The sequence below is a fragment of the Teichococcus aerophilus genome (assembly GCF_014490485.1).
Taxonomy (GTDB): domain Bacteria; phylum Pseudomonadota; class Alphaproteobacteria; order Acetobacterales; family Acetobacteraceae; genus Pseudoroseomonas; species Pseudoroseomonas aerophila.
This window is the reverse complement of sequence record NZ_JACTVA010000001.1, coordinates 179,692-204,488: the sequence shown is the minus strand read 5'-3', so window position 1 is coordinate 204,488 and position 24,797 is coordinate 179,692. Positions and strand designations below refer to the sequence as shown.

The 24,797-nt window shown below is 69.7% G+C and carries 20 protein-coding genes; 11 read left to right on the top strand and 9 right to left on the bottom strand.

Going from position 1 to position 24,797, the window contains the following annotated elements:
- Window positions 1–222: 222 nt before the first annotated feature.
- Window positions 223–1,983: an amidohydrolase gene (locus tag IBL26_RS00845; RefSeq protein WP_187782538.1), complete on the top strand. Its 1,761-nt coding sequence runs from the start codon at window positions 223–225 to the stop codon at window positions 1,981–1,983.
- A 117-nt stretch (window positions 1,984–2,100) separates the two neighbouring features.
- On the opposite strand, the gene IBL26_RS00840 is transcribed toward IBL26_RS00845, so the two are convergent.
- Both IBL26_RS00840 and IBL26_RS00835 read right to left on the bottom strand, forming a co-directional pair.
- Window positions 2,101–3,057, bottom strand: a complete 957-nt coding sequence (locus IBL26_RS00840; RefSeq protein WP_187782537.1) for a DMT family transporter — start codon at window positions 3,055–3,057, stop codon at window positions 2,101–2,103.
- A 99-nt stretch (window positions 3,058–3,156) separates the two neighbouring features.
- On the bottom strand, window positions 3,157–3,597 hold the full coding sequence (locus IBL26_RS00835) for a DoxX family protein (RefSeq protein WP_187782536.1): 441 nt from the start codon (window positions 3,595–3,597) through the stop codon (window positions 3,157–3,159).
- 180 nt (window positions 3,598–3,777) lie between these two features.
- Here IBL26_RS00835 and rsgA point away from each other — a divergent pair, with 180 nt between their 5' ends.
- A complete protein-coding gene (gene rsgA / locus IBL26_RS00830) occupies window positions 3,778–4,845 on the top strand; it encodes a ribosome small subunit-dependent GTPase A (protein WP_187782535.1) in 1,068 nt (355 codons plus the stop codon).
- Window positions 4,846–4,999: 154 nt separating this feature from the next.
- Window positions 5,000–5,572, top strand: a complete 573-nt coding sequence (locus IBL26_RS00825; RefSeq protein WP_241748817.1) for a DNA-3-methyladenine glycosylase — start codon at window positions 5,000–5,002, stop codon at window positions 5,570–5,572.
- 36 nt (window positions 5,573–5,608) lie between these two features.
- On the opposite strand, the gene IBL26_RS00820 is transcribed toward IBL26_RS00825, so the two are convergent.
- The 3 genes from IBL26_RS00820 to IBL26_RS00810 form a co-directional block, all read right to left on the bottom strand.
- The gene (locus IBL26_RS00820; RefSeq protein WP_187782533.1) at window positions 5,609–6,808 is read right to left on the bottom strand and encodes an MFS transporter; all 1,200 of its coding nucleotides are present in this window, start codon (window positions 6,806–6,808) and stop codon (window positions 5,609–5,611) included.
- A 267-nt stretch (window positions 6,809–7,075) separates the two neighbouring features.
- Entirely contained in the window at window positions 7,076–8,026 is a 951-nt protein-coding gene (locus IBL26_RS00815; RefSeq protein ID WP_187782532.1) for a CobW family GTP-binding protein, read from the bottom strand.
- Window positions 8,026–9,516 carry an amidohydrolase family protein gene (locus IBL26_RS00810; RefSeq protein WP_187782531.1) on the bottom strand — a complete coding sequence of 497 codons (1,491 nt, stop codon included), beginning with the start codon at window positions 9,514–9,516 and terminating at the stop codon, window positions 8,026–8,028. The genes IBL26_RS00815 and IBL26_RS00810 overlap by 1 nt, the downstream gene beginning before the upstream one ends.
- Before the next feature lie 356 nt (window positions 9,517–9,872).
- Between IBL26_RS00810 and IBL26_RS00805 the strand changes: the two genes are divergently transcribed.
- Window positions 9,873–10,454 carry a hypothetical protein gene (locus tag IBL26_RS00805; protein ID WP_187782530.1) on the top strand — a complete coding sequence of 194 codons (582 nt, stop codon included), beginning with the start codon at window positions 9,873–9,875 and terminating at the stop codon, window positions 10,452–10,454.
- A gap of 148 nt (window positions 10,455–10,602) precedes the next feature.
- Here IBL26_RS00805 and IBL26_RS00800 read toward each other — a convergent pair whose 3' ends face one another.
- On the bottom strand, window positions 10,603–11,391 hold the full coding sequence (locus IBL26_RS00800; protein ID WP_187782529.1) for an IclR family transcriptional regulator: 789 nt from the start codon (window positions 11,389–11,391) through the stop codon (window positions 10,603–10,605).
- A 122-nt stretch (window positions 11,392–11,513) separates the two neighbouring features.
- On the opposite strand from IBL26_RS00800, the gene IBL26_RS00795 reads away from it, so the two are divergent.
- A complete protein-coding gene (locus IBL26_RS00795; protein WP_187782528.1) occupies window positions 11,514–12,839 on the top strand; it encodes an aspartate aminotransferase family protein in 1,326 nt (441 codons plus the stop codon).
- A gap of 25 nt (window positions 12,840–12,864) precedes the next feature.
- On the opposite strand, the gene IBL26_RS00790 is transcribed toward IBL26_RS00795, so the two are convergent.
- A complete protein-coding gene (locus IBL26_RS00790) occupies window positions 12,865–13,608 on the bottom strand; it encodes a GntR family transcriptional regulator (RefSeq protein WP_187782527.1) in 744 nt (247 codons plus the stop codon).
- A 97-nt stretch (window positions 13,609–13,705) separates the two neighbouring features.
- Here IBL26_RS00790 and IBL26_RS00785 point away from each other — a divergent pair, with 97 nt between their 5' ends.
- The 6 genes from IBL26_RS00785 (at window position 13,706) to IBL26_RS00760 (ending at window position 22,501) form a co-directional block, all read left to right on the top strand.
- Window positions 13,706–15,064 (top strand): aspartate aminotransferase family protein, encoded by a 1,359-nt coding sequence (locus IBL26_RS00785; RefSeq protein ID WP_187782526.1) that lies wholly within the window; start codon window positions 13,706–13,708, stop codon window positions 15,062–15,064.
- Window positions 15,065–15,194: 130 nt separating this feature from the next.
- A complete protein-coding gene (locus IBL26_RS00780) occupies window positions 15,195–16,784 on the top strand; it encodes an ABC transporter substrate-binding protein (RefSeq protein ID WP_187782525.1) in 1,590 nt (529 codons plus the stop codon).
- Window positions 16,785–16,822: 38 nt separating this feature from the next.
- Window positions 16,823–17,872 (top strand): phosphotriesterase family protein, encoded by a 1,050-nt coding sequence (locus tag IBL26_RS00775; protein WP_187782524.1) that lies wholly within the window; start codon window positions 16,823–16,825, stop codon window positions 17,870–17,872.
- A 76-nt stretch (window positions 17,873–17,948) separates the two neighbouring features.
- Window positions 17,949–18,836, top strand: a complete 888-nt coding sequence (locus tag IBL26_RS00770) for a BKACE family enzyme (RefSeq protein WP_187782523.1) — start codon at window positions 17,949–17,951, stop codon at window positions 18,834–18,836.
- 125 nt (window positions 18,837–18,961) lie between these two features.
- Entirely contained in the window at window positions 18,962–22,258 is a 3,297-nt protein-coding gene (locus IBL26_RS00765) for a DEAD/DEAH box helicase (RefSeq protein ID WP_187782522.1), read from the top strand.
- A 69-nt stretch (window positions 22,259–22,327) separates the two neighbouring features.
- Window positions 22,328–22,501 carry a hypothetical protein gene (locus tag IBL26_RS00760; protein WP_187782521.1) on the top strand — a complete coding sequence of 58 codons (174 nt, stop codon included), beginning with the start codon at window positions 22,328–22,330 and terminating at the stop codon, window positions 22,499–22,501.
- A gap of 88 nt (window positions 22,502–22,589) precedes the next feature.
- On the opposite strand, the gene IBL26_RS00755 is transcribed toward IBL26_RS00760, so the two are convergent.
- Together IBL26_RS00755 and IBL26_RS00750 are read right to left on the bottom strand one after the other, a co-directional pair.
- Window positions 22,590–23,306: a Crp/Fnr family transcriptional regulator gene (locus IBL26_RS00755; protein WP_187782520.1), complete on the bottom strand. Its 717-nt coding sequence runs from the start codon at window positions 23,304–23,306 to the stop codon at window positions 22,590–22,592.
- A gap of 593 nt (window positions 23,307–23,899) precedes the next feature.
- Entirely contained in the window at window positions 23,900–24,712 is an 813-nt protein-coding gene (locus IBL26_RS00750; RefSeq protein ID WP_187782519.1) for a transglutaminase-like domain-containing protein, read from the bottom strand.
- Window positions 24,713–24,797 lie beyond the last annotated feature (85 nt).

The following is a 24,797-nucleotide window of genomic DNA, read 5'->3' as shown; positions in this document are numbered from 1 at the left end:
TCCGAAACCCGGTCCCGCGCGTTCGAGGCACGGATGATCGCTCAGTCGCTCCGTGCGCGCTTCCAGGAGCTCTCCGCGCAGCGAAGGGCCCTGACGCAGCCGTAGCAGGCGGTGTCGCCGGGCCTCACGGGCTTGAGCCTAGGCACTGGCGAGGATTCGTGGTCAGGTCGCCTACCGCAACGATCGAGGGCCCGCATCATGTGCGTCGCGTGCAGCCCGCTCATGACCGTGGTGACGAACGGGTTCTCCAAGGCGTCCCGCCGCGCCGTGCTGCGCGGCGCGGGCACGGCGGCCTTGTCGGCGGGCTTCGCCACCACGGCCGGCCGCTTCCTGTGCAGCGCGGCGACGGCCCAGGCCGCGCCGGGTGACAGCCTTTATTCCGGCGGCCCCATCCTGACCATGAATGACAGCCAGCCGGAAGCCGAGGCCGTGCTGGTCCGCGCCGGCCGCATCGTCGCCGCTGGCAGCCACGCGGACGTGGCGAGGCAGGCGGTGGGCGTACCCCGGTTGGTGGACCTCGCCGGCCGGACCATGCTGCCCGGCTTCTTCGATCCGCACGGCCATGTCGTCATGGTCGGGCTGCAATCCCTCTCCGCCAACCTGCTGCCGGCGCCGGATGGCGAGGGCAACGACATCCCGGCCCTGCAACGCCTGATCCGGGCCTGGATCGGGCGCAATGCCGCCGTCATCGCCCGCTACAACCTGGTGATCGGCTTCGGCTACGACGACTCCCAACTCAGGGAGCAGCGCCACCCGACGCGGAAGGACCTGGATGCGGTGGCCAGCGAAGTGCCGATCCTCATCATCCACCAGTCCAGCCATCTCGGCGTCGGCAACAGCAAGGCACTGGAACTGGCCGGCATCACCGCCGCCACCCCCAACCCCGAAGGCGGCGTGTTCCGGCGGGAGGCCGGCAGCCAGCAGCCCAACGGGGTGTGCGAGGAGTACGCGTTCTTCCAGTTGGCCGGGGCGCTGCTCTCCCGCTTCGACGAGGATGCCTACCTGGCGATGATCAAGGCGGGAGCGGCCTTCTGTGCCAGCTTCGGCTACACCACCATCCAGGAGGCGCGGGCCATGGGCGCCACCTCCGCCATGCTGTCCAAAGCGGCGGAAAGGGGTCTTCTGGCGGCGGATGTCCTGGTGTATCCGGATATCCTCGATCCCACCAACACCATCGAGCCGTCTCGCCGCTACCGGAACCGCTACCGCGTCGGCGGCGCCAAGATGACGATCGACGGCTCCCCGCAGGGCAAGACCGCCTGGCTGACCCAGCCCTATTTCGTGCCGCCGGAAGGTCAGGGCCCGGATTACGCCGGCTACCCCGCCATCACGAAGGAAGAGGCGGCGGCGGCGATCGACCAGGCCTTTGCCAAGGGCTGGCAGATCCTCGTGCACTGCAACGGAGATGCCGCGATCGACCTGCTGATCGCCGCGGTCGGCGCGGCCACGCGCAAGCATGGGCAGCAGGACCGCCGCCCGGTGCTGATCCACGGGCAGACCTGCCGCCTGGATCAGCTCGACCCACTGAAGGCGCTCGGCATCATTCCGTCCTTCTTCCCGATGCACACGTTCTACTGGGGCGACTGGCACCGGGATTCGGTGCTGGGCCCGGCGCGCGCGGAGAACATCTCCCCCTGCGCTTCCGCGCTGGAACGCGGCATGATCTTCACCACCCACCATGATGCGCCGGTCGCCAACCCGGATTCCATGCGGGTGCTATCCGCTACCGTCACCCGCCGTACCCGCAGCGGCGACATCCTCGGCCCGCAGCAACGCGTCAGTGCGCGGGATGCCTTGAAGGCGATGACGATCTGGCCGGCCTACCAGCACTACGAGGAAGCGACCAAGGGCTCCATCGAGGCCGGCAAGCTGGCCGATTTCGTGCTGCTGGACCGGAACCCGTTGGCGGTGTCGCCGGAGGTCCTCTCAGAGCTCAAGGTGGTCGAGACGATCAAGGAAGGCCAGACGATCTACAGGGCCTGAGGCGCGCCAGGGCCGTTCCGGGCCGAGTGGCGCCGTTACTCTGCCCAATGCCGCCCACGGGTCGTGCCGGCGCCGGCATTCGCCCCCGCCCGCGGCACGGCCGCCAAGGCGCCGCGCTCACGCCACCGTCTGCGTCACTGCCGCCACCACAGGCTTGCGATGCGCGGCGATGCAGGACACGACGCTGAGGACAACCAATACGAAGGCGACGGTCTCCAGCAATTCCGGCAGCCGTTGCTCCCACAGGAAGCCGTAGATGAGGGCGAAGAGGGTCTCGAACAGGATCATCTGCCCCACCATGGTCAGCGGCAGCAGGCGGCTCATCCGGTTCCACAGCGCATTGCCGACGATGGAGGCGAGTACGGCCACGCCGAAGGACACGGCGGCGAAATGGGCCCAGGCCGTGCCATCCGGCCGGGACGTGCTGAGCCAGAGCGCCACCGGGATCAGCAGGACCGCCTGCGCTCCAGTCACCACCCCGGTCAGCAGGTTCCAGTCATGCACGGAGATATGGTGCAGGCGCCCCAGCCAGCGGCTGTTGCCGACCGCGTAGGTGGCCCAGGAGGCCAGCGCGCCGATCGCGCAGAGCAGGCCGGTAACTTGTGCGGTGGCGGAACCGGAGGCGGGTGACGCCAGCGCCTGCCAGCCGATGCAGACGGCCCCCACCGCGCAGAGCAGCAGGGACGGCACCAGCTTGCCAAGCGGCACCGCGCCCCGGTCCCGGCTGCCGACGATGGTGACTGCGACGGGCAGGAAGCCGATGACGAGCGAAGTCATGGCGATGCCGCCGATCTGCACGGCGCTGGAGAGCAGGATATAGTAGAGCGTGTTGCCCGCCAGGGCGAGCCAGGCCAGCGCCCACCACTCCCGCCGGCCTAGGCGGGCGGAAAGCGCCCGCCAGCGCGGCGCGATCAGCGCCACGGAGACCAGGCCGTAGCAGAGATATCGGCCGATGGTGAGCTGAAGCGGACTGAACTCCCGCACCAGTTCCGGCGCCAGGAACACCAGGCCCCACAACGCGCCGGCCCCCATGCCGCAGGCGATGCCCGCCACTGTCTGCTTCCGCTCCGCCATGCGCCACTCCCCGAATGGCGACGCTATAGCGGAGCGGGGCCGCCCCGTCTTGGTCGGTGGGCAGCGGTCCCGGGCTACCCCGCCAAGCGGGCGCTAGGATCACGGCCAGGCGCCGTCCGCCTGTCCCTTCACCGGCGACCTGACCCGTCGCCGGGCGCTTTCGGACCGTCCCTGGAAGATGACGCCGGCCTGGAGGGCCCACCACACCAGCACCGGCTGCAGAGCCAGGCGCGGCCCGTGGTACCACCAGCCCAGCCCGGCATGGAGGCCCGAGAGGTCGTCGACCGCGTGCTTGATGTTCGCGGGGAAGACGCAGACGGCATAGAGGGCGAGGCCGATGCCGGCGGCGCGACGCAGCCTGCGGGTCATCAGCCCGATGGCGCCTAGGATCTCGCAGGCTCCGGTGGCCAGGATCACCGCGTGCGGATACGGCACCCAGCCCGGCACGATCCGCAGGAAGGCCTCCGGCATGGCGAGGTGAAGGATGCCGGCCGCCAGATACGCCAGCGCCAGCACCCAGCGGCCGATCCGGCGCATCATGACCGTGGCCTCCTGCCTTCCCTGCCCAACGTAACCCGCTTGGGCGCCGGGGGGTGCATCCAGGCCGTTCACAATCCGCGCCGCCGGCCTGGGCGGGGCGGTTGGCCGTGCGTCGGTCCAAAGGGTCGGTTTGCCGCCCGGTCGGTGCTAGGATGTCCCTTCCACAGGAGAGTGCCGCCCTTGATCGAGCAATATGGCTGGACCGACGCATTGCAGCTGGCCTTCGAGCCGTATGCGCGCGCCGGCTACGTCCCCGGCCGTATCGTCGTCCAGCGGCGGGAAGCACAGCTTGTGGCCACGGAGGCCGGCATCGTGAGCGCCCGCCTCTCTGGCCGCCTGCGCCACGAGGCACGGGAAGCCGGCTACCCGGCAGCCGGGGACTGGGTGGCGCTCTCGGTCAAACCGGGCGAAGGTTCGGCCACCATGCACGCCGTGCTGCCGCGCCGCACCGCCTTCGTGCGCCGGGCGGCGGATAGCGTGCAGACCCTGCAGGTCATCGCCGCCAATATTGATGTCGTCTTCGTCGTCACCTCGATGAACGCCGATCTCAACCCGCGACGGCTGGAGCGTTTCCTCGCCGCGGCCTGGCAGAGCGGTGCGCAGCCGGTGGTAGTGCTGACCAAATCCGACCTGAGCGAGGACCCGGCGGGCCAGGCTGCCGAGATCGCCGCGATGGCGTCCGGCTGCCCGGTGGTCGCCGTCTCGGTCCGCCAGGGGGTCGGTCTGGAGAGCCTGATGGAACACGTCCGGCCGGGCGAGACCTGCGTGCTGATCGGCTCCTCCGGCGTCGGCAAGTCCACCTTGGTGAACGCGCTGCTGGGCGAGGAGCGGATGGCGACCCAGGGCATCCGCGAAGCCGATGCACGCGGGCGGCACACCACCAGCTACCGGCAACTGGTGCTGCTGCCCGGCGGCGGGCTGCTGCTCGATACGCCTGGCATCCGCGAGGTCGGGCTGGTCGACGCGGATGAGGGCCTGAACGCGGTGTTCGATGATATCGAGGAACTGGCGCAGAACTGCCGCTTCCGCGATTGCACCCATGGCAGCGAGCCGGGCTGCGCCGTGCGTGGTGCGCTGGAGGATGGTAGCCTCGACCCCACGCGCTGGGCGCATTTCCAGAAGCTGAGCCAGGAGATCGCCGCCTCGGCGCAAACGAAGGACCGGGCGGCGCAGGAAGCCGGGCGCCGCCGCCTGGCCGCGCAGCAGCGCACCTACCGGTCCAACAAGAAGGATCTGCGGAACAGCTGATCCGGCGGCGATGACGTTGGACGCCGCCCCGGCACGCTGGCCCGCACCGCCCCCTGGCACCCACGCCCGATCTGCGGCAGGGCCCCGGGCCCCTTCCGGCACCGCAAGGCAGCAGGTATTTCTTCCCCATTCTGCCTGGAAAGGTGCCTGCCGCTTGTCCCTGCTGCCCCGCGCATTCTTCGCCCGCCCCGCCGCCAGCGTGGCGCGGGAGCTGATCGGCGCCACCATGCTGGTGGATGGCGTCGGCGGCATCATCGTGGAGACGGAGGCGTATGATCACGAAGATCCCGCCTCGCACAGCTATGCCGGGCCGACCAGGCGCAATGCCGCGATGTTCGGGCCGCCGGGCCACGCCTATGTCTACCGCTCTTACGGCCTGCATTGGTGCCTGAACGTCGTCTGCGGTGCGCAGCCACTGGGTGCCGCCGTCCTCATCAGGGCATTGCAGCCGGTGGCCGGCATTGACGTCATGCAGCATCGGCGTGGCCAGACCGTGCCGGCTCTGCTGTGCAGCGGCCCGGGGCGCCTGACCCAGGCGCTTGGCGTCACCGGGGCGCATGATGGCCTGCCGCTCGACGCGGCGCCCTTCTCGCTCCTCGCCGGGCGGCCGGATGGGGCGGTGGTCAGCGGGCCGCGCATCGGCATCACGCGGGGGGTGGAGACGCTGTGGCGCTTCGGCCTCGCCGGTTCCCCATTCCTCAGCCGCCGCTTCGCCTCGATCCCGTGAAGGTTTCAAGCGGCGACAGGGTCGTTGCGCGCCCTGCTACGGCGCGTCGGGCGCCAGTTGGATGGATTGCGGCGCCACGACGGTGAAAGGACGCGCCTCATGCGCCGCCTCCGCCCGGGTGAAGGCGCGCAGGAAGGCGAGGACCGCCAGCAGCAGCGTGGCACCCGCCATGACATACAGCACGCCGTCGATATCCAAATGCCCCATGATCCAGGACGCCGAGACCGGGCCGCAGGCCGACCCGATGCCGCTGATGAGGATCATCCGGCTGCTGACCAGCACCACCCGGTCCGAGGAAATGTTGTCCATGGCATTGGAGATGCAGACGGGATAGAGCGTCGACATGAACCCGCCCAGCACGGCGGCGACAGGCAGGATCGCCGCGTAGCTGCGCGGCACGACGTTCAGCAGCAACGCGGCCACGGCCAGCCCGGTGGCCAGAATGCCGAGCAGCAAACGCCGGTCGAAGCGGTCGGACAGCAGGCCGACGGGAAGCTGGAAGGCCAGGCCGCCCAGCACCGCCGCCAGCATGAACAGCGAAATCGTCGCCTGCGGGATTTGGTTCGCCAGCATCCAGGCTGGAAAGACGGCGTAGAACGTCGCGCTCACCATGCCGGCGATGAAGCACCCCAACACCGCCAGCGGCGCCGCGCGGATCAGCTCCGCATAGGCGAGCCGCCCTTCCGCCGCTATGGCGGGCGGCTCCGCCGAGGTCGTGCTGACCATCACCAACGCCACGGCAAACAGGGCCAGGATGATCTGGAAGGGCAGGCTCCCCTCCACCGGCAGCGCGCCGACCAGTAGCTGCCCGAGCGCGAGGGCGATGAAGGTGCCGACCATGTAGACGGCGAAGACCCGGCCGCGCGTGGCACTGGGCGCCTTGGCGTGCAGCCAGCTTTCCGTGGTGACGAACAGGCCGGCGCAGCCATAGCCGATCGCGGCCCGCATCAGGCCCCAGGCGGCGAGGTCGACCACCGCCGCCAGGATCGCCGTCGCCGCGATGACGATGCCGCCGAAAGCGGCGTAGGCACGGATATGCCCGATCCGTCGCAACAGCCGCCCGCAGGTGACCGAGCCGATGGTGAAGCCGATGAAGTAGGCGCTCATCACCACGCCTTCGAGCGCGGGATCAAACGATTCCAGCCCAAGGCGGAGAGACAGCACCGTGGTGAAGAAGCCGTTGGCCAGCTGCACGATGCTGGTCGCGAGAATCAGGGCACCAAGTTGCGCGCGCATGGCAGCCTCCCCGTAGACCGGGGCCAAGGCCCGGTTGCCACAGCCGAGCAGAGTGGCCGCCGCAGGGCAAGGCGGATTTCAGGCCGCTCCGGACCCTGGCCCGTCCGGTTGCCAGCTCTGCTGCCTATGCCACGCGGGTTATTGGCGAGAGGGCCAATGGCTGCCGGGTGGCCCTTTGCCCGGCACGCGGCGCAGGCTTGTGTCGCTACGGCAGGCTCGCCAAGCGGCCAAAGCGTGCCCACCGCGTCGGCTTGCGGCGGTCACGCCCTAGGTCGGGACGATGCATTCCTCGAGTGCCGCACCGATCTCGGCGGTGGAAAGTCGCCCGATCTCGGCAATGAACACGATGCGTGCGCGCGGCAGTCCGGCGGGGCCCGGGCCGGAGGGCGGCTTCATTGGCGCCAGCGTGGCGCGCCCGGCGGCCAGCTGGAACAGGAAGGGGCGGCCCGGCTGCCCCGCGGCCTCGAAGACCCCCTTGGCGCGGGCCAGGCGAGGCGAAAGGCGGCCGATCGCGGCCTGCAGGCGCGGCAGGGACAGGGCCGCATCGGCCGTCCAGCTCAGCGTCTCGAACCGGTCGGCATGCGGGCGGCGGCGGCCGGGGTCGCGCGGCACCGGTGGGCGGGTTGGGTCGTCCGGCAGCACCACTGGCAGCGGCACCTGGCCTTGCGGCGCTTCCACCACGATGGCGGAAGGGCGCTGGCGCGCGACGGCTTCGCGCACGCGCTGCTGCCCGGCGGCGTCGGCCAGGTCGGTCTTGCTCAGCGCCACCACGTCGGCCATGCGCAGCTGGGCCAGCAGCAGCGGGTCCTCCAGCGCAGCGGGCGGGGCGGTGGCATCGACCACGCACAGCACCGTCTCCAGCGGCGCTTCCCGCAGGATGACCGGGTCCAGCAGGTTGCGCACGATATCGGCGGGATCGGCCACGCCGCTGGTCTCGATGACGATGGCCTCCGGCCGCGGGTCCCGCCGCAGGATATTGGCCAGAGTGCGCAGCAGGTCACCTTCCAGCGTGCAGCAGATGCAGCCATTGGCCAGGCTGATCACGCCGTCGCTGGCGCCGGCAATCAGTTCCGCATCGATGTTGATGGCACCGAAATCGTTCACCACGGCGGCGATCCGGCGACCGCCGGCCTCCGCCAGGATGTGGTTCACCACCGTGGTCTTGCCCGCCCCCAGAAACCCGGTGACGAGCAGGACCGGAACCGGCCCCTCCGCCATCAGCGGACGGAGGCGGGGCGGCGCACCGGCTTGCCGGGCCGGGCGGCCAGATCCAGCACCCCGTCGGTGATCAGCTTCTGGCCGCTGACGATCAGATGGCGCACGCCTTCCGCCGGGCGGTTCATCGCGGTGAATTCGGACCGGTCGGTCAGCGTTTCGTAATCGAAGACCACGACATCGGCGTCCGAGCCCGGCTGCAGCCGTCCCTTGCCAAGCATGGCGGGCGTGCTGGCTTCCAGGATCTGCGCCGGGATCAGCGAGCATTTGCGGATGCCCTCGATCAGCGGCACCGTCTGCCGCTCCCGCACCCAGTGGCGGATGAAGCGGGTGAAGCAGCCGGCCGAGCGCGGGTGGGAGGTCGCTTCCTCCGGCAACGGCCAGGCATCGCCGGTATAGGTGCTGCCGTCTGGCATGCTCCAGGGCATCGCGTCCGAGGCGATGGCGCCTTCCGGGTACAGCACCGCCATGTCCAGCAACTCGCGGTGCCGCTCGTTATGCTCGGTGTCCAGCACATGCCACAGCACCAGCTGGGACGGGTCCTCGGCCTGCGCCGCCAGCAGTTCCTCCCGGTCGTGGAAGCGGTGGCCGTCCGTCACCCGTTGCACGGAATCGTAGCCGAGGCCGTTGCGGGCCTCGAACTGCGGGTCGCTGAAGAAATCGGCGGCGATGACGGTGGAGCCGGTGCCGTAGGGATAGGCCTCCACCGTGATCGGCAGGCCCTGAAGCTGCGCCTTCCGCACCAGTTCATAGCAGCGGGCGATATCCGTCTTGCTCGAGCTGTTGAAGTGGCAGATGTGCATATGCGCGCCGGTCGCGCCGGCATAGCCGATGAGGCGGATATAAGCCTCCGCCGCGCTCTTCGGATCCATGCGCGCCATGTAGGCGACATGCGTGAAGGTCGGTACGTTATGTGCCGCCGCCAACTGGCAGACCGAGGCGAGTTCCTGCACCCCGGCGCCCGGCGCGTAGGCGTTGAGGATGCCGATGCCGATGCCGCCCTCGTTCAGCCCCTGGGCGATGCGGTCGAGGATGCCGTCCACCTCGGCATCCGTCGCGATGTTGTCCATCCAGCGGCGGTCGCGCATCGCGCGGCCGAAGGCCTCCAGCGAGGATTCCTCGTTGCTGCCGACCATCGCGCCAATGCGGGCGAAGGCCCAGTTGGTGGCGGCGCCGTAGTTCAGCACCCGGCCATTCTCGGCCTGCCGCCGGTACCAGGACGCGACGGGCAATACACCGGCCTCGAGGTCGAGCGAGGTGGTGACGCCATCGAAGGCCTGCATGCGGTCGGCGGGGATGGACTGGCCGTGCGCGTGCAGGTCGATGAAGCCGGGCGCAACCACCAGGCCGGTGGCATCGATCACCCGTTCCGCCTCGCCCAGCCCGGTGCCGATGGCAGCGATCCGGCCATCCTGGACCACCACATCCGCGACAGCATCCATGCCGCTCGCCGGGTCCACCACCCGCCCGCCGCTGATCACCAAGGCACCCATGTCGCTACTCCGCCTGCCAGAATCCGTATCGTGCCGGGACGGGGGCAGCCGGAGGGCTTCGCCACCGGCCACGCGCGGCGCGGCTGCTGGCAGTAGAAGCCCATTCGCCGGGCGCCGCAATGGCACGGCGGCGCGAGCGCGCGAGGCCATGGTGATGCCAACCATGCTCAAGCGGCCACGTCGCGGGCATCGTGTCTGCTTTCGTTGCTGGGGCTGTGGCGTTGCAGACGAGACGTTTCCCTGCGGCTGTCCCGTCCCGCCGTACCGAAGTTCTGGCTGCATGTTGCAGCGCCATGGCCCCGGTTGGCATTTCCCTTCGCCATCGGGCATCACCCACCCGCACGAAGGAGACCAGAATGCAGACCATGCCGAAGCTGAAGTTTCCCGCGGGCAGCCTGCTGGCCGCCATGCTCGGCACCCAGGCGCCGGTGGATGTGCGGCGCGCGGCGCAGCGCCTGCGCGCGGAAGCCGCGCCCGCCCTGGCGGCCGATGACGGCATTGCCGGCCTGGCCCACGGGCTGGCCGCCGCCGAGATCGCCCACTCGCCCGCCGTGCTGGATGCGCTGCCGCCGATCTTCTGGCTGGAAGCGCAGCAGGCGGGCGCGGAAGACACACGCGGGACCAGCGGCTGGGTCGTGGAGAAGAAGGCTGGCGGCCTGGCCGCGCGCGGCTTCGCCATCGCCGCCGGCCGCGACGCCGTGCCGATGCCGCAGGGCGCCGTGACGCTGCCATTCGGCCCGCGCGTGCAGGCGGAGGACACGGCAACCGCCTATGTCCGCGGCCTGGTCACCGCCATCAGCTTGCCCGAGATGTTCGCGCAAATGGGAGAAACCTCCCCCGTCCTGCTGATGCCGGCCGAAGCGCCCGAAGACGAGGTGAGCACGCTGCGCGGCTTCCAGCTCTCCATCGCCATTCCACCGGACGCGGCGCCGAGTTGAGGCCGCCGGGGCGGCTGGACGAGAAGAGCCGTTCTGCGGAGCGCACGCAAGGGGCTGGAAGGGCATCGCCGCGCCGCCGCCTTCCGCACCGGGCACAACCGCGTCCTGGCCTGAAGATCGGCCACGGGGGGTAGCCCTATGTCCGCGCTCAGGGCGCGGCGGCGCCCATCGCCGCGCCCACCTGCCGCACCATGCGCAACAGCCTCGGGCCTACGGCTTCCAGGCTTCGTGCCTCCACCGCGAAGCCGAAGGCCGAACAGCTGAAGCTGAAGATGCCGCCGCCGCGCGGGTCGACAAAGGGCGCGCCGATCGCTGCGACATCGGCCCGCAACTGGCCGATGACGATGCAGAAGCCCGTCTGCGCCAACTGCGCGAAGGAGGCGGCGATCGCAGCGTCCTGCGCCGCCCAGTCGGCACCGGCCACGTCTCGCAGCCGCCGCAAGGTCTGCTCCCGCCGCCGCGCCTCCATGGCGAACAGCGCCGCGTGGCCGAGCGCGGTGCGGGCGATCGGCAGCCGCGCGCCCATCTCGCTGGCCACCACCACCTGCCCGGCCTTCTGCGCCAGTTCGAAATGCAGCATCTCATCGCCGACCGGCATGGCGAGGTCCACCGGCAGGTCCACCTCCTCGCTCAGCGCCCGCATCAGCGGCGCGGCAATGCCGCGAATGTCCAGATTCGCCAGCCGCGCCAGCCCCAGCCGCAGCGCCGCCGGCCCGAGCTGCCACCCCAGGCCTTCCACCCGTTCCAGATAGCCCAGCGCCGCCAGGCTCAGCGCGAGGCGGGAAAGCGTGGAGCGAGTGAGGCCCAGGCTCTCCGCCAACACCAGGCCGGAGACGGGGCGGGGCGAGGCCGCCAAGGCTTCCAGGATCTGGAAGCTTTTGCGGACGGCGGTGGGAACGGTGTCGGTGACGGTCATGCCGGAGGCTAGGCGCCGCACGGCGCTGCTGCAATCCTGTATTTTGGGATTACATCCTGTATATTGACATCGCCACCAAAGCATCATGTGCTCCGGTTCCGCCTGAGGCGCGTGTCGCCCCTCGGCATCCGGGAGCATCTGCCATGAGCCGCATCCTCCACCGCAGCCTGCGCAAGGACCCGCTGCTGGCCGTCTCCGGCCGGGGGTTGATGGTGCAGGGGGCAACCGGCGCCCCGGTGATCGATGCCTCCGGCGGCGCCGCCGTCGCCTGCATCGGCCATGGGGACGAGCGGGTGGTGCAGGCCATCACCGAGCAGGCGCGGCAACTCGCCTACGCGCACACCGTGTTCTTCACCTGCGCGGCGGCGGAGGAACTGGCGGATCTGCTGGTGGGGGAAATGCCGGGCGGGCTCAGCCACGCCTATTTCGTCTCCTCGGGCTCCGAGGCGATGGAGGCGGCGCTGAAGCTGGCGCGGCAATACTTCCTGGAGATCGGCCAGCCCCGGCGGCACCGCTTCATCGCCCGGCGGCAGAGCTATCACGGCAACACGCTGGGCGCGCTCGGCCTCGGCGGCAACATGGCGCGGCGGGCGCCGTACGAGCCGATCCTGGCCAGCTGCTTCAGCCATGTCTCGCCCTGCTTCGCCTATCGCTTCCAGGGGCCAGGGGAAAGCGACGCGGACTACGTCGCCCGCCTCGCCGCCGAGCTGGAGGCGGAGTTCCAGCGCCTGGGGCCCGACACGGTGGCCGCCTTCGTCGCCGAGCCCATCGTCGGCGCCACCGCAGGCTGCGTCACCGCCCTGCCCGGCTACTTTCCCGCCATGCGCGCGGTATGCGACCGGCACGGCGCGTTGCTGATCCTGGATGAGGTGATGTGCGGCATGGGCCGTTCCGGCACGCTGCATGCGTGGGAGCAGGAAGGTGTCTCCCCCGACATCCAGACCATCGCCAAGGGCTTGGGGGGCGGCTACCAGCCGATCGGCGCCGTGCTGGCGCAGGGCCGCATCGTGCAGGCGTTGTCGGAAGGTTCCGGCGCCTTCAAGCATGGCCACACCTACCAGGCGCACCCGGTGGCCTGCGCGGCGGCACTGGCCGTGCAACGCATCATCCGGGATGACGGGTTGCTGGCCAATGTGCGCACGATGGGCGCGCGGCTGGAAGCCGGGTTGCAGGAGCGCTTCGGCAACCACGCGCATGTCGGCGACATCCGCGGGCGCGGCCTGTTCTGGGCGTTGGAATTCGTCGAGGACCGCGCCAGCCGCCGCAGCTTCGACCCCGCCCGCAAGGTGAACGACGCGGTGAAGGACGCCGCCATGGCCGCCGGGATCATGATCTACCCGATGGGCGGGACCATCGATGGCGAGCACGGCGACCACGTCATCATCGCCCCTCCCTACACGGCGCGGCCGGAAGATATCGACCGGATCGTCGAGCTTCTGGGCCAGGCGGTGGACACGGCGCTTCGCTAAACCGATAAGGGCCAGCCGAGAGGCGTCATTCCAGCGTCAGCCTGCCGCGGCCCCTGGCGCCCTTCCGGCCCAGCACGGGTATAGCCTGGGCCGCCGGGTCGCCCTCGAACCGCATCTCGCGCAGCAGGACCACGGTCGCGTCGTTGATCTCGGCCTCCAGCTCCGCGGCGGCGGCGGCGGCGTCGCCCCGGCGCAGCGCCTGCAGGATGGGTCCGTGCCGGTGCGCCGTCTCCTGCGGCCGACCCATCAGCACCCACCGTGCCTCCCAGAATAACGGGCCGCGCCGCAGCCACAGCGCCTCGATCATGCCAAGCAGCATCGGCGCGCCGGCCTGCCGGTAGAGGGTGAACAGAAATTCGCGGTCCACGCGCAGGAAATGCTCCGGCTGGCCGCTGCCGCGCACTTCGCCATGCTCGGCCAGCAGCGTCTCCAGCGCCTCCAGCGTGGCGTCATCCAGCCGCGCCGCCGCAAGCCGGATGGCCAGCGGCTCCAGCGACGCACGGATGCTGCTGAGTTCCAGGAAGGCGGCGCGCGTCAGGCGCGGCACGATGGCGGTGCCGGAGGGCAGCACGTCCACCGCCTGCTCGATCGCCAGGCGCCGCAGCGCGGTGCGGGCCGGCATCGGGCTGGTGCCCAGCGCCTCCGCGATGCGGCGGATGGAGAGCTTGTCACCCGGGGCGAACACGCCAGCCACCAGTGCCTGCCGCAGCCGACGATAGGCCTGCTCCTCCAGCGGCAGTTCGGCGGAAGGCGGCTGGTGCGGTGTCATCGTCATTGTCATGCCAGCAATTTTGTGATCACATTTCATGGCGAATCGAGATGCCGATAGCGTCCCTACCGTGGACACATACAGCGAGGTCAACCGCATGGCACCCCCTACCGCCCCCGCCGGTACCCTGGCCCAGCCCGAGACGTTGCGGCGCAACAGCGACCTCGACAGCGCGGTGGCCGAGGCCCGGGCGCGCTACACCAACCGCCGCCCCGCCAGCGCGGCGCTGCACCAGAAGGCGTTGGAGGTGCTGCCTGGCGGTAATACGCGCTCGGTCCTCTCCTACGGCCCCTTCCCCACCGCGATGGAGCGGGGCGAGGATTGCCGGGTGTGGGACCTGGATGGGCAGGAATACCTGGACCTGTGCGGGGAATACACCGCCGGCCTGTTCGGCCATTCCGAACCGCGCATCCACGACGCGCTGCACGCCGTGCTGCGCCGGGGCACCAACCTGGCCGCCGTGGGCGCGGGCGAGGAACGGCTGGCCCGCCTGCTCTGCGGCCGCTTCCCCTCCCTGCAGCAGGTGCGCTTCACCAATAGCGGCACCGAGGCGAACCTGATGGCGCTGACCGTGGCCCGCGCCTTCACCGGGCGCGGCACCACGCTGGTGTTCCGCGGCGGCTACCACGGCGGCGTGCTGACCTTCCCGCTGACCGGCAGCAGCATGGCCACCCTGCCCCTGCCCTTCGTCCTGGCCGACTACAACGACAGCGAGGATGCCGCCGCCGTGGCCCGCGCGCATGCGGGCGACCTGGCGGCCATCATCGTCGAGCCGATGCAGGGTTCGGGCGGCTGCATCCCGGCGACGCCGGAATTCCTCGCCAGCCTGCGGGCGCTGGCGGACGAGACCGGCGCGCTGCTGATCTTCGACGAGGTGATGACTTCCCGCATGTCGGCCGGCGGCATGCAGGCACGGCTTGGCATCACGCCGGAGCTGACGACGCTGGGCAAGTACATCGCCGGCGGCATGAGCTTCGGCGCCTTCGGTGGCCGCGCGGACATCATGGCCCTGTTGGCGGAGAAGCTGCCGCATGCGGGGACGTTCAACAACAACGTGCTGTCCATGGCCGCCGGCGGGGTGGCGATGGGCGAGATCTTCACCGCCGATGTCGCGGAAGCGCTGTACCAGCGTGGCGAGAAGCTGCGCGGGCGGCTCAACGCGGTCGGCACGGCGGCAGGCCTGCCACTGTGCTTCACAGGCATCGGCTCGATGATGACGGTGCATTTCCGCCAGCCGGCGCCCCGGCGTGGCTACGCCGCCACGCCCGGGGAGGAAGCCCTGCGGGAGCTGTTCTTCCTGGATATGCTGGAGGCCGGCATCTACCTCGCCCGGCGCGGCATGGTCGCGCTCAGCCTGCCGGTGGGCGAGGCGGAGATGGACCGCTTCGTCGATACCGTCACGGAATTCGCCGAAAGCCGCAGGCCGCTCCTGCTGGCCGGCGGCGTGGCGGGCTGACCCGCGCCGCGCCCGCACCGGGCGCGGCCGCGCAAGACACCACAAGAAACACCGAGGAAGCGCGGCTGACCCCGTCCGGAACGGACGGGGCCAGGCTGCGGCGTGAGAACCCAGGAAATGGAGACCGCAGATGCATCGCCGTCGCTTCATCGCCACGTCCGCCGGCTTGGTCGCCGCGGCCGCCGCCCCGCCGATGCGGGCCCGCGCGGCCGACAACAAGGTGCTGCGCTTCGTACCGCAGGCCAACCTGACCTCGCTGGACCCGATCTGGACCACTGCCGCCGTCACCAGCAACCACGGCTACTACGTGTTCGACACGCTGTACGGCCTGGACAACGACCTGCGCGTACGGCCGCAGATGGCGGAGGGCCACACCGTCTCCGCCGACGGGCTGACCTGGCAGATCCGCCTGCGCGACGGCCTGCGCTGGCACGATGGAGAGAAGGTGCTGGCACGCGACTGCGCCGCCAGTCTGGAGCGATGGAGCAAGCGGGACACGTTCGGCCAATCCCTGGCACCGCGTGTGGAGGAATGGGGCGCGGCGGATGACCGCACCCTCCGCATCCGCCTGAACAAGCCCTTCCCGCTGCTGCTGGACGCGCTGGCCAAGACCTCTTCCCTCACCCCGTTCATGATGCCGGAGCGGCTGGCACGGACCGATCCGTTCAAGCAGGTGACGGAGATGGTGGGCTCCGGCCCCTATCGCTTCCTGAACGACGAGTATGTCTCCGGCAGCCGCGCTGCCTACGCCAAGTTCGCCGGGTATGTGCCGCGGCAGGAGGAGGCGCAGCGCACCTCCGGCGGCAAGGTGGCGCATTTCGAACGCGTCGAGTGGCACATCATGCCGGATGCCGCGACCGCTGCCGGCGCCTTGCAGACTGGCGAGATTGACTGGTGGGACCAGATTCACCCCGACCTGGCGCCACTGCTGTTGCGGAACCGGGACGTGAAGGTCGCGGTCAACGACCCCGCCGGCTACATCGGCACGCTGCGCTTCAACTGCCTGCACGCCCCGTTCAACAAGGCCGCCATCCGCCGCGCCATCCTCTACGCCGCCAGTCAGGACGATTACATGCGCGCGGTGACGGCGAATGAGCCGGAACTGTTCCGCACCTGCTATTCCGTCTGGCCCTGCGACACGCCCTATGCCAACGAAACCGGCGCCGAGCCGATGCAAGGCGCGCGCGACCTCGGCAAGGTCAAGAAGATGCTCGGCGACGCTGGCTATAATGGCGAGCGCGTCGTCGTCATCAATCCGTCGGACATGCCGAGCATGTCGCCCTTCGGCCTGGTCACCGCCGATCTGCTGAAGCGCCTGGGCATGAATGTGGAACTGGTGGAGACCGACTGGGGTTCCGTCGTGCAGCGGCGTGGCAGCCGCGCGCCGGTGGAGCAGGGCGGCTGGAGCATCTTCCACACCTGGTGGCCGTCGCTGACCGTCTACACGCCCGCGATCAACCCGACCCTGCGCGGGCAAGGCGATCGCGGCTGGTTCGGCTGGTACGAGAATGCGCGCGTCGAGACGCTGGCGGCCGATTGGCTGGATGCGCCGGACGACGCATCGCGCGCCGCCATCGCGGAGAAGATCCAGGTCGAATCCTTCCAGGAGGCGCCGATCGTCCCGCTCGGCCAGTTCTTCATGCGGACGGCTTACCGCGCCAACCTCAGCGGCTTCCTGCAAGGGGCCGCGCCTTATCCCTGGAACGTGCGGCGCGCCTGAAGCCGCAGCCAACACACCATAAGGAGACAGTGACCATCATGACACGGCTGACGCGCGACCAGATGCGGGGCAAGGCACAGACGGTGCTGGGCCTGATCGACCCCGCCGACCTGGGCTCCACCCTGATGCACGAGCACCTGATCTGGAACATCACGCCGCCGGGGCAGCGGAGCGACCCGCCGCCGCCCTCCAGGCTGGACCTGCAGCAATGGTGGAACCTGGAAGTCTCCGAGATCAAGGTGGAGAGCAACACCACGCAGCTCGATGTCGGCGTCGCCACCCGCGCGGCGGCCGAGGTGGTGCAGAAGGGGGGGCGCACCATCGTCGAGCTGACCATCGGCGGGTTGATGCCCAACCCCGAGGGCCTGGCGCAGGCCTCGCGCGACAGCGGCGCGCATATCGTCATGGGCTCGGGCCACTACGTGCATGACTACCAGGACCCGGCCAATGCCGACCGCAGCCTGGAGGAACTGGCGCAGGAGATGGTGGACCAGGTGCAGCTCGGCGCCTGGGGCACCGGCATCCGCGCCGGCCTGCTGGGCGAGATCGGCTGCCAGTGGCCGTGGACCGATCTGGAGAAGAAGATGCTGCATGCCGCCTGCCTGGCGCAGCAGGAAACCGGCGCGGCGCTGACCATCCACCCGGCGCGGCACCAAGACCATCCGTGGATGCTGGTGGAGTTCCTGCGCGCGCATGGCGCCGACCTCTCCCGCACCATCATCGACCATATCGACCGCACCATCTTCGATGACGACCGTCTGTTCCGTCTGGCCGATGCCGGCGTCGTGCTGGAGTGGGACCTGTTCGGGCAGGAGAGCTGCTACTACGCGCCGAACATCGATATCGACATGCCGAATGACGGCCAGCGGCTGCGCGACATCCGCAAGGTGATCGACCGCGGGCACGGCGGCCAGGTCGTCATCAGCCACGACATCTGCCACACGGTGCATATGTCCGAGTTCGGCGGCTGGGGCTACGCGCATATCTACAAGAAGGTGCTGCCCCTGGCCCGCCGGCGCGGCTTCACCGAGGCGGAGCTGGACAAGATCATGGTCGGCACGCCGCGCCGCCTGCTGACCTTCATCTAAGGTGACGGAGGCGCGGCACGGAGGGTGGCCCCTCCCTTCAATGCCGCGCCTCCTGCGTATTGAACGGGAGGCTCCAATGAAAAAAATCATCCTGACCTGCGCCGTCACCGGCAGTGCGCCGATGACGGACCGGCACGTCAACGTGCCCGTCACGCCACGGCAGATCGCGGACCAGGCCGTCGATGCCGCACGGGCCGGCGCCGCCATCGTCCACCTGCATGTGCGGGACCCGGAGACGGGCGCGCCCAGCATGAAGCTGGAACTGTACCGGGAGGTGGTGGAGCGTATCCGTGACAGCGGCGTGGACATGGTGCTGAACCTGACCACCGGCCCCGGCGCCGTCTTCGTGCCGGGGGCCGAGAACCCGGCCTTGCCCGGCCCCGGCACCACGCTGTGCGCCCCCGCCGAGCGCATCCGCCACGTGCTGGAGCTGAAGCCGGAGATCTGCACGCTCGATCTCAACACCATGTGGTTCAACACGCGGGCGGCCATCAACATTCCCGCGCACGCGGCGGAGATGGCCCGCGCGGTGCAGGCCATCGGCGTTCTGCCGGAGCTGGAGGTGTTCGACAGCGGCGACATCCAGTTGGCGCATCACCTGATCAACGAAGGGGCGTTGCAATCTCCGACGTTGTTCCAGATCGTGCTGGGCATCCGCTTCGGCGCCATCTCGACGCCCGCTTCCATGCTGCATATGCGCAGCCTGCTGCCGGCCGATGCCAATTGGGCGGCCTTCGGCATCTCGGCGCAGGAATACCCGATGCTGGCGCAGGCGCTGCTGTTGGGCGGGCATGTCCGCGTGGGGCTGGAAGACAATCTGTACCTGGAGCGCGGCGTACTGGCGCCGCACAACGCCGCGTTGGTGGAGAAGGCGGTCGGCCTGATGCGCCTGCTGGGGGCCGAGCCGGCGACGCCGGCCGAAGCGCGCCAGATTCTCGAGCTGCGCGTTGCCAACCAGGCCTGAGCCGGAGGGCGGCCAGCGTGAGGTGACGCGACGGGCGGGGCATCGGTCACGCCCGCGCTTCACTGCTTCGCCAGTTGCGATACCGCGTGCGCCCATCGGCGTTGTCTCCCGAAATGGGGGATCACGTGACGACTGCATTGGAACCCGAAACGCTCCTGGCTGCCTGGCTGACCGAGCAGGCATTCCGCCACACGACGCTGCTGCAGGTCACCCGCAGCGAGGCCCGCGCCAGCCGGTTGGCCGAGGCCGCCCAGGCGCTGGCGCCTGGACTGCTGGTGGTGCAACTGCCGGGGTGGGATTGCCTGCCCTATGACCGCACTTCACCCTCCCGCCTGGTGATGGGGCGCCGCATGGCCGGCCTGGCCGCCATGGCCGCGCGGGACGGCCGGCCTTGCCTGGTGGTCGCCAGCCTCGCCGCCGCGACGCAGCGCTTGCCGACCTCAGCCGCTGAGGACGCCCAGACGGCGCCACGCCTTCACGTGGGCGACGCCTTCGAGGCGGAGGCAATTGAGCAGCAGCTTGGCCGCCTCGGCTATGTGCTGGATGACAGGGTGGACGAGCCGGGCGAGGCCGCGCTGCATGGCGCCGTGCTGGATGTCTATCCCCCCATCGACGGCGCCAGGCCCTGCCGCATCGAGCACCATGACGGCCGCATCACCGCCATCCGCGCCTATGACCCACTGACCCAACGCAGCCTGGCGGAAATCGACGCCGTCACCCTGCCACCAGCCTCCGAGCTGGTGTGGCCGCCCGAGGCAGAGGGGGTGCACCAGCAGGGCATCGAGCACGCCTTGCCCGAACTGCGCCCGATGGCGACGCTGTTCGAGCTGCTACCCGATGCCGCCGTCGTACTCGACGCGGAAGTGCCGGCGCTGCTGCCCCAGCGCGCCGCCGATATTGCCGATGCCTGCCGGGCGCGGGCGGCGCTGGCGCCCGTGGAGGACGGGGCGCCCCCGCCTTCCCCGCCCGGCGCGATGTATCTGGACGCGGATGGCTGGGCCGCCGCGCTGCGGGGCCGCGCGGTCACCACGCTGGAAGAGGCGGATGAGGAACCCGCCGGCACCCTGCCGCCGCTGCGCGATGCGGCGGAGCCGGAGGACGCGTTCCTCGACCTGGTGGAGCAACACCTCGTGGCCGGGCGCCGCGTGGCCCTGGCGGGAAGCCCCGGCCGCCGCCGCGCGGCGCTGCTCGCCCTGCTGGCGGAGCGGCTGCAACGCGAGCCGGCGCCGTTGGAGGACTGGGCCGCGTTGCTGGCCAGCCCGGCGGGTACCCTGGCCGTGCTGCCGGCCGCCTTGCCGAGGGGCCTCGCGACCGAGGAGGCCGTCGTCATCGCGGTCGACGATGTGCGCCGGCCCCGCGCCCGTCTCGCCGCCACGGCGGGTGGGACGTTGCCGCCGATCGTAGGCACCGGCCTGCAACCTGGCGACGCCGTCATCCACCTGGACCACGGGCTCGGCATGCTGCGCGGCGTGGCCCCGGTGACGTTGGACGACACCACCCTGGATTGCCTGGAACTGGAATATGCTGGCGGTGCGCGGCAACTGGTGCCGCTGGACGAGATGGACCGCGTCTGGCGCTATGGCGCCGAGGCCGCCGGCGTGACACTGGACCGTCTGGGCAGCGATGCGTGGGACAAACGCCGCGCCGCCGTGGAGGCCGAGATCACCGAGACCGCCGGTGCCCTGCTGCGCCTGGCGGAAGCCGGCGGGCAGCGCACCGCCCCGGTGCTGCGGGCGCGCGGCGGCGCCTATGACCGTTTCGCCGCCGGCTTCCCGCACGCGCTGACGCAGGACCAGGCCGAGGCGATTGACGACGTGCTGGCGGACCTCGCCTCCGGCCACCCCATGCACCGGTTGGTCTGCGGCGATGTCGGCTTCGGCAAGACCGAGGTGGCGCTGCGTGCGGCGGCGGTCGCCGTGCTGGCCGGCCGGCAGGTGGCGATCCTGGCGCCGACCACGGTGCTGGTGCGCCAGCATCTGACCACCTTCCGCCGCCGCTTCGCCGGCCTGCGCGTCCATGGCGCGCCGGTCCGTATCGAGCAGCTCTCGCGCCTCTCCTCCCCGGCGGAGGCGCGGGCGGTGAAGGCCGGGCTCAAGGACGGCAGCGTGCAGATCGTCATCGGCACGCAGGCGCTGGCTGCCAAAGGCGTCGGGTTCCGGGAGCTCGGGCTGGTGGTGATCGACGAGGAACAGCGCTTCGGCACCCGCCAGAAGGCGGCGCTGCACAAGCTGGCCGATGGCGTGCACCTGCTGGCGATGACCGCCACGCCCATCCCGCGCAGCCTGCAGGCCGCGCTGGTGGGGTTGCAGACGCTGAGCGTGATCGCGACCCCGCCCGGCCGCCGCCAGCCCATCCGCACCACGCACCTGCCCTTCGATGAGCTGGTGCTGCGCCAGGCGCTGGCGCGCGAGCACCGGCGCGGTGGCCAGAGCTTCGTGGTCTGCGCGCGCATCGAGGACCTACCAGCGATGCGCGACCGCATCCGCCGCCTGCTGCCCCGCCTGCAGATCATCGAGGCGCATGGCGAGTTGCCCGCCGCCGAAGTGGACACCGCGCTGGTCCGCTTCGCCGAGGGCGAAGGCGATGTGCTGCTGTCCACCAACATCGTGGAGACCGGGCTGGACGTGCCGCGGGCCAACACCATGCTGGTCTGGCGCGCGGACCGCTTCGGGCTGGGGCAGTTGCACCAGCTGCGCGGGCGCGTCGGCCGCGGGCGGGTGCGCGGCAGCATCGTCCTGCTGACCGACCCGGCGCAGCCGCCCACCCCGGCGACGCTGAAGCGGCTGAAGGCGCTGGAGGCTTTCGACCGCATCGGCGCCGGCTTCGCCATCAGCGCCCGCGACATGGACCTGCGCGGCGCCGGAGACCTGCTGGGCGAGAGCCAGGCCGGGCACATGAAGCTGATCGGGCTGGATCTGTACCAGCACCTGATGCAACGCGCCTTGCAGGTCGCCCGTGGCGACACGCCGGCCGAGGAGTGGATGCCGCAGCTATCCATCGGCGTCGCTGCGGGCATTCCGCGTGAGCATGTGGAGGACGAGACCCTGCGCGTGGAACTGCACGCACGACTGGCTGCCATCCTGCGCGGCGGCGATACCGAACGCCTGGAGGACTTCGCCGAAGAGATTACCGACCGTTTCGGCCCGCCGCCGCCGCTGGTGGAAAACCTGCTGGCACTGGCACGGCTGCGGTTGCGCTGCCGCCGCCTGGGCGTCGCGCGCCTGGAGGTCGGGCCCAACGGCGCCGCGGCACGCTTCCGTGGCCGCCCACCCGCCATCCGCCCGCCGATGGAACAGCGGGAGGGCCGCGTCCTGCTGAAACAGCCGAGCCAAGGAGCGGAGGCGTTGCTGGCGACCGCAGAGGCCATGCTGACCGCATTGGCCCACGGAAGGCGGGCCGTACGGGCCCGCGAATATGCATGATGCGGCCGGAAGGATGAAGGCGGGGAAATCCGGCTTCATCCTGACGCGTCAGTTCAGTGGGCGCTGTCGATGATGGACGAGAAGGGCGCAGACGGATCGAAGGCATTGTTGACCAGGATGCCGATCCTTGGCGGCCTGCCCGACCGCAGCCTGAATCTGCCCGGCGTCGCTGATGCTGCAGACAACGCTCAGCGCACCGCCGCCTGCGGCTTCGATCTCCGCCACCACGGCCTGCACGTTTGAAGCGAGCCAAGGCGCGCAACCCGGCGGGCCAAAGAGCTCAGTGGGAAACGGCTAACCCTCAGGTCCCGGCTGTTACGTCGCCCATTACTCAGGGGCGCGGTGCGTTCAGCCGCTTGGTGATGCGCTGGATGGTGCCATAGCACTCGCACGCAGCCTTCTCGAGACCAGGCCGGTCCAGAATGATGATCTTGCCACGGCTGTAGTCTATCAACCCCGCACTTCGTAGGGCGCCGGCGGTGACGGTGACACCGGTGCGGCGTACAGCCAGCATCTGGGACATGATCTCATGGGTCAGCGGGAATTCGTCGCTGCCAGCACGATCATGCGCCATCAGCAACCAGCGCGCGAGGCGGTGCACGATGTTATGGGTCGCGTTGCAGCCCGCGGCCAACGAAACCTGCGTATGAAATGCCTGTGCATAGCGCAGCAACATGGACGTGAGAGCCGGGCTCTCCTGAAGCACTCGCCGGAATGCCGGCGCCGCGACACGCAGAGAGCGTCCAGGAATCTGCACTACGGCATCCGCCGGCGAAATGGTCGTGCCGAAGACGAAAGGCAGTCCTGCCATGCCGTCTGATCCCACCATGCCGATCTCGACCAAATGGCCGCCTTCCAGGTGAGCCAGCATGGAAATGGTACCTGTCTCGACGAAATAGGCGGCCTCCACCTCTTCTTCGGCACGAAACAGGGTCTGGTAAACCGCGAGATCGACGGGCGCCAGCGCCGGGGCGAGACGAGCGAAATCAGCAGGCGGTAACGCCGCGAGCAATTGGTTGGCAACCTGGCGTTGTTCGATAATAGACACGGAGGCTCCGTCATCGCCCAATCACCCATAACGCGACCGCTGGCGATGGGTTATCGGCGTAACGCCTCACTTTCTTGTCCATGCTGATTGAAGCCAGGAAGCACCGTGCAAGCGCGAGCAGACATCCAACCTTAACCCCCGACCCTGCCGTCGGTCGCGGCTTCGGTATCGCGCTGGTATAGGCCAGTCTCTGGGCAGGTCTACGAGCTTTGCCGGTGCTCCTGGCCGTCGCCTTGCAGCCACCGCTCTGGTGTTGATCTCCGCCGCGTCCCCTATCGCGCTGTGGTTAGCCGCAGGGTTTTGCTGCGGAAGCCAGGCCGGTATTCGCGCCCGCATCGGGTTGCCGGCCTATCCGAGCCTTCTGGGCCAGCTTCTACCGAAAGCCGGCGAACGCGCTGGGGGCTGATGATGATGGGACTGGCGGTCGCCTATGCGATGGCGGTCCTCGCGCTGGTATGCCGCCGGCGAAGCGTGGCCGTGGCAGGACGTTCCAATTGCCAGGGATTCGCTGCCAGCATGGCTTTCAAAATCGTCATGTTCAGGCTCTGAAGCGCCGTGAACATAGGCTGGGCCAAGCCGACCTCCCGACGCGTTCAGGCCGCCTGCACCTGTTCGGTGATCACAGAAAATCCCGTCATGGTGCAGGGTCCGAACGTGGTCGCAAGCGCTACGTCCGTCGCGTCCCGGCCGCGCGCCATCAGGATACGGCCGACGCGGGGCGTGTTGTTGCGGGCGTCGAAGGTGTACCAGCGATCGCCGAGCCAGACCTCGAACCAAGCGGCGAAATCCATCGGGCCGTACGGCGGCGGTACATCGATGTCGCCGAGCCAGCCCGTGCAGTAGCGGGCGGGAATGTTCAGGCAACGGCACAGCGTCACGGCCAGGTGCGCGTAGTCCCGGCAGACGCCCCGCCTTTCCGCGAAAGCCTCGGACGCACTTCGCGTGGCACTGGCGTGGTCGTAGCCGAAGGCGATGTGGTTATGGGTGAAATCGCAGATCGCCTGCACCAGGCTCCATCCGGCCGGGAGATGGCCGAAGGTGGACCATGCCGTCGCCATCATCTTGTCGGTGTCGCAATACCGGCTTCCGAGCAGATAGAGCAGCATCTCATCCGGCAGATTCTCGACCGGATGCTGGAACGCGGCCGGCTCGATGACATCGGGCCGCCCGTCGTCGCGCAAAGTCAGGCGGCTGGTCATGCTGAAATGGCCGGCTGGCGCGACGATCCGTGTGCAGAAATTGCCGAAACTGTCGTGGTAGCTGCGCTGCGGCACCGGCGGCGTGAAGTAGATCTGCTGCGGAGCCACGAGATGCCCCATACGGGAGGCATGCGGGCTCAACATCAACAGCATCGGCGTGGGTTGCGGGCACTCATAGGCAATGTCGAAGCCGGCATGAATCAGCATGGGGTGCCCTGAGAGGAAGCGTGAGGCCCGGTCTGGGCGGTGGGCACTGGTCGAGAAACGAATCGATCATACCATGGCGGCCTTC